The sequence below is a fragment of the Kitasatospora sp. NPDC093679 genome (assembly GCF_040683455.1).
Lineage (GTDB): Bacteria > Actinomycetota > Actinomycetes > Streptomycetales > Streptomycetaceae > Kitasatospora > Kitasatospora arboriphila.
Window position 1 is genome coordinate 1 of record NZ_JBFBDW010000111.1, and the last position, 5,245, is coordinate 5,245.

At 70.8% G+C, this 5,245-nt stretch carries 4 protein-coding genes; 1 reads left to right on the forward strand and 3 read right to left on the reverse strand.

Annotated elements, in window-relative coordinates:
- Positions 1-449 precede the first annotated feature (449 nt).
- Positions 450-632 carry a hypothetical protein gene (locus tag AB0O09_RS38570; RefSeq protein ID WP_363550455.1) on the reverse strand — a complete coding sequence of 61 codons (183 nt, stop codon included), beginning with the start codon at positions 630-632 and terminating at the stop codon, positions 450-452.
- Positions 633-1,093: 461 nt separating this feature from the next.
- Between AB0O09_RS38570 and AB0O09_RS38575 the strand changes: the two genes are divergently transcribed.
- Positions 1,094-1,777 (forward strand): HNH endonuclease family protein, encoded by a 684-nt coding sequence (locus AB0O09_RS38575; RefSeq protein WP_363550457.1) that lies wholly within the window; start codon positions 1,094-1,096, stop codon positions 1,775-1,777.
- 924 nt (positions 1,778-2,701) lie between these two features.
- Here AB0O09_RS38575 and AB0O09_RS38580 read toward each other — a convergent pair.
- A complete protein-coding gene (locus AB0O09_RS38580; protein ID WP_363550460.1) occupies positions 2,702-4,027 on the reverse strand; it encodes a NucA/NucB deoxyribonuclease domain-containing protein in 1,326 nt (441 codons plus the stop codon).
- A 119-nt stretch (positions 4,028-4,146) separates the two neighbouring features.
- The gene (locus AB0O09_RS38585; protein WP_363550462.1) at positions 4,147-4,662 is read right to left on the reverse strand and encodes a hypothetical protein; all 516 of its coding nucleotides are present in this window, start codon (positions 4,660-4,662) and stop codon (positions 4,147-4,149) included.
- Positions 4,663-5,245: the final 583 nt, after the last annotated feature.

Sequence of the window (5,245 nt, forward strand, 5' to 3'; positions counted from 1 at the left end):
GGCAGCGGGACGGCGACGGTGGATCAGGTCTGTTCGCACGACGACGTGCTGAGCGAGGGAAGCGCGACACGGCACGCCTGAACAACCCGCCCCCCACCACGAAGTACCAATCACGCAGGGATGGTGCTAAGTTTCATTCAGCACCAGTTATTCAGGACGCGGAAACTTAACGAAGTAGTGCAAAAGTTCCAATCCGGGACTTATCGGACAGATTATTCCAGGCCTGAATAAATCACCTGGCTCGGCATAAATTAAGCCGGGTCGGGAAATATTGGGGCAGGATATTCTCCCGTCTGCATGTCGGGAGATGCGAAAGGCCGGTCCCGGCAGCCCTGGAAGCTGTCGACCGGAACCGGCCTCGGCGCATTGCGCGAAAGCGCGAAGCTAAGGCCTGCCGGGAAGGGCTCCACCCCCTCCCGGCGGGCCGGTGCACGATGCTGGCGCCCGGGCTACTCGTCCCAGAACCAGCGGTCGAAGGCCTTGAAGACGAGCTTGGCCACGATAGGCGCGACCAGGCTCCCCACCCTCCACCAGATCTCGTTCACCTTCTTGCTACGCGGCTCCGCGGTGCGCTCATCGCCTTCGTCCTCCGCGTCGGGCCGGTTCTCGGCGCGACGGCTGGTCTTGGGCATGGGCGCTCCTTCCGGAAAGGTTGCCGCTCCCCGGGCGGGGAGCGGCATTATGATGCCGTGCAGCCAGGCTGCCCGACATCCGAATGAGTCCGGAAAAGCGGAGCGAGAGCACACTATCGCCTGACGGGCCGTCGGATCAAAGCGGCTAATTGCCTGGGAGAATGTCGCATCCGGAGCACTTTCGGAAATGGTGCCATGAGCTGCTGCGATCATGTCGCATCCACTCGGAGGGCTTCCGCTCCGGCGTATCACGGCCGGGCCGAGCAGCAGGCCGGCGATCGCCCAGAAGAGCGGCTGGAGGCCCCGCAGGCGAACAGGCAAGACAGCTGGCGTTGCCGCAGCTGACGTCCGCCGACCGGCCGTTGCCGCATTCGGATGACCACGATCGATCCGGCCGGCACCCCGGCCGGGCTAGCGCGTTGGACCGGGCGACTACCGCCGCCACGCCCAAGGACACCCTCGTGCGCCTCCGCACCGCCCTCGCCGCCGCAGCCGCGGCCACCCTGCTGCTCACCGTCCCTGCCCACGCCACGACCCACACCGCCGCCACTGCGCACCGGGCGGCGGGAGAGTCGGTGACCACAACGCTGTACGAGGCGATCGACGCGCTCACCGTCGTGGACGAGGACCGCACCGGGTATGTGCGCACCGCGTTCCGGCACTGGATCGACGCGGACAAGGACGGCTGCGACACCCGCAAGGAGGTGCTGATCGCCGAGGCGGTCGAGGCGCCGGCCGTTGGGGCGAAGTGCGCACTGGCCGGCGGCGAGTGGTTCTCCCCGTATGACGACCTGGTGCTGCAGGACGCCAAGCTCCTGGACGTGGACCACCTGGTGCCGCTCGCGGAGGCCTGGGACTCCGGGGCTTCGAACTGGAGCGCGAGGGAGCGGGAGGCCTACGCCAACGACTTGGACGAGCCCCGCGCGCTGATCGCCGTCTCCGCCCGCTCCAACCGCTCCAAGGCCGACAAGGACGTCACCGACTGGCTCCCGCCCGCGACCGCCTACCGGTGCACCTACCTGGCCGACTGGACCGCGATCAAGACCCGCTGGGGCCTGACCGTCGACCAGGCCGAGGCCGACAGCCTCTACCGGCTCGCCGCCGACTGCCCCAACGAGCCGCTCACCGTCATCCTCGCCCGCTGACGCACTCCGAATCCTCATCAACGCCGCGCTCGGTGGCTCGGCCAGGGTCACGCGGCCTTCCGGGGCCGGCTTCTCGTTCCGGCACCCGGCGGTATCACCATCGGGCTGAGGTCCTGTGCACACCGGATCTGTCCGACGCGTGGGCTCGGCCTGAGCCCGGTCGGGGCGAAGCCGGGAGCGGCGAGTTGGGAGAGGAGCGCCTGCTCGTCGCTCGCGCGGCAGTGGCCGGGCCGTATCACGGCTGGCGGCAGTCGGCGGCTTCCACCGGCGGGCGACAACGGCGCCGGGTCGGCGCCGAGGGGGTCATTGCGGCGGTGCTGTCTGCGTCGGTCGGGAGGCCGTGCCTGCCCTACCTGGGTGTGGAGGGGCTGAGGTGCAGGGACCAGTGTTCGGCGTGGTGGGGGATGGCGGGTTCGGGTTTTGTCGGCGTTGTGGTGCGGCGGTTGATGGTGAGGGTGTAGGGGCCGTTGTCGAGGTGCAGTGGGAGGGGGACAGGCAGGTGGGAGATGCCGCTGGCCAGGGTGAGTTGTCCGGCCAGGTGGACGTGCAGGGTCTGCTGGTCGGGCGGGCCAGCCGCTGCCGCACGTGTGGGCGGGGGCGGGGCGGGCCCATGGGTGATGGTGATGTGGGCGTAGTGGTCGGCGAGGGTGCTGGTGAAGGTGACGGCCCCGGGTGCGGCGGCGGCGAGGTGGCCGGGCGGTGGCAGGGGCGGCTGGTCGGCCGGGTCGCCGGTGCGGGGGGTGCCGGTGTCGGTGAGGTGGAAGAGGTGGTCCTCGACCCGGACGTCGGCCTCGACACCGACGGGTGCCGGAGGGCCGTCGTGGCCCGGTGTGGGGGCTGGGTCCGGATGGGCCGGGGTGTGGCCGGCGGGCCTGCCCGAGGGGTCGGCGGGCCCGCCGGGGCCTGGGGGCGTGGGGCCGGCGGTCAGGGGGTGACCTCCACGTAGAAGGGGTCGTTGGTGAGGTCTGATCCCAGGATGCGCCGGTAGGTGTAGAAGTTGCCGACGACGGCGCCGGAGCCGCGGTTGTCCCAGTCGGGGATCGGCTCGACGGAGTAGTTCCCGGTGGCGGGGTCGGAGCCTTCCTGGGTGGAGGCGAAGGGGTACTCGTCGCAGTCCAGGCCCTCGTCCGCGTAGTTGGGGAACCACTGGTTGCAGGCGGCGACGGCCGTGGCGCGGTGGGCGTCGATGACGCCCTGGTCGGCGATGCGGTGCAGTGGCCGGCCGCTGCCCGGGGCGCCGGGGATCTGCTTGCCGGCGACCGGTGGGAGGGTCTGGTCGGGGTGGTACTGGGCGGTGAGGATGTGCGCGGCGGACTCCGGGTAGTCGGCCGCGGAGATCTGCACCGTCTCGGTCACCCAGGGGAAGACGCAGCCCTCGCCGGCGTTGGTGTTGATGATGTAGGGGGCGCTGTCGCAGCGGACCCCGGAGTTCGGGCCGTCGTGCCGGTCGGCGCCGGGAACGCCTGCGGGGATGGCGAAGTGCCAGTTGAGGTCGGCGTAGGAGATGAGGGCCTGGCCGAGGCCTCCGGCGGCCGGGAGGGTGAAGGAGTAGTAGCGGCTGGTCACACTGCCCTCGCCGGCCCAGGCTCCGATGCTCTGGACGACGGGTCCGGCCCAGCCGTCGCGGACCTGGCACGGCCCGAAGCCCTGCCGGGCGGTGCAGGTGACGTCGGTGGACAGCAGGGTGTCGGCGATGTCGCCTTTGAGCCGCCAGTTGTCGAGGACCTGGACCACGTCGATCTGCCGGGCGGCGTTGCGGGTGCGCTGGACGTCGGCGATGTCCACGTCCGCGGTTCCGGCGATCCGGCAGAAGATCAGCCAGCACTCGATCTTCGCCACCGACAGGTTGTAGGCCTGGCAGGTGGTGAACCGGGACTTGCCGTAGCCCTCACCGCTGAACGCCGACTCCTGCTCCCGGCACTCGTAGGCCGCCAGGTCGTCCTTGCCCGCCCGCCGGCCGCCATCCGCCGCTTCGGCTGCCGCCGTGTGCGGTGCGGGCGCCGCCGTGGTGCGGGCGCGCGCCAGCAGCTCCTCGAGCGGGACCTCCTGCCCGGGCGGGGTGAGCTCCATCGGAGTGTCGGAGAAGAGCGTGTACGTCGCCGTCGGGTCCCCGCCGAACCCCGGCGGGGACGGGGTACCGGCTGCGCCAGCCGGCACCGCGCAGGTCAGGGCGAGCAGCGTCGCGGCTGCCAGCGGCACCGCCCGGGCAAGGAAGCGGCGGCGCCCGGGGGAGAGAGGAAGGAAGGGCATGACGTGGTGCTCTTTTCAACTCGCGGAGCGGCAGGGGAAGACGGCCACCGCCGGCCGGCTCGGGCACGGCGGGCCGAGCCGATCCGGGCGGCCGGCTCTCGGGTCATCATTCGGGGCGGTCAGGTGGTGGCGAGGCGCCAGCCGCGCTGGCCGGTCGGCCACTCGGTGATGCTGGTGTCGGTGATGACCTGCCGGGTGTATTCGTCGGCGACCAGCCGCAGCTTCCCCTCGAAGGAGGCGACGTCGTTGCTGCACCGCGTTCCGGGGCAGTGGTCAACCCGCACCTGAACGGTGACGTTCCGGTAGATCGGCGTCGCGTCCCCGTTGACCACCCACGCCCGCACCCGCCACCCGGACCTGGCGAACCCGCCGGTCGTGGACGCCTGCGCCACGTCGACCGTCCATCGGTCCGAGGTCGTCCACGGGCACGCGTTCACCGTCAGGTCCACCCCGCCCGCCCGCTGCCACTCCCCGTAGTAATTCAGCGCTTCCAGCCGCCATGCGGGCGACGGCGCGCACGCACTGCGGATCTCGCCCGCTGCGGCGGGAGCGGGCAGAGCGGCTTGCGCGAGGAGGCCGAGGCCGGCCATGAGGGTGAGGGCGGTGCGACGGCTCCAGTTGCGGACCGTGCTCATCTGCTGTGTCCCTTCCGCCGGGTGCGGGACCGTCAGGCTTCCCCGCAGTGGTTCGTTCGCATTCGATTCAAATACCTGTGTACACGCTCGGGCACTCAAAGTCACCAATGGGGGGCGGGCAGACCCAGCCGCGCCGCGCAATTGACGAACGGCTGCAGGACCGGGCCGGGCCAGAACGGCGCCAAGCATCTCCACCCCGCGGGGCCGTCACCGTCGCAGCCGCGGACACCGACTGCTGCCGCATCCGGATGACCAGGATCGATCCGGCCGACACCTCACTTTCCTGCACGACGACGAGGAAGCCGCCGCGGAGCCGAGGACCGATCCCTGGGACTGATCCGGCTGCCGACGGCCGACGTTTCGCCGCAGCGCTCGGAGCCGAGGGCGCCGGCGGCGCGGTCCTGCGACGCTTCGACCGTTACGACCGGTCGGACGGTGTCATGGGTGTCGGGTAGTGTTTTGGGCTTCGATGATCACGGGGGTGTCGAAGCAGGTGAACGCGGGTTTGGTGCACCAGGTGCGGATGGTCCGTGCGGGTGCGGGGGATCCGGGCTCGATGCTGGCGGTGTTCCGCTCCAGTGCG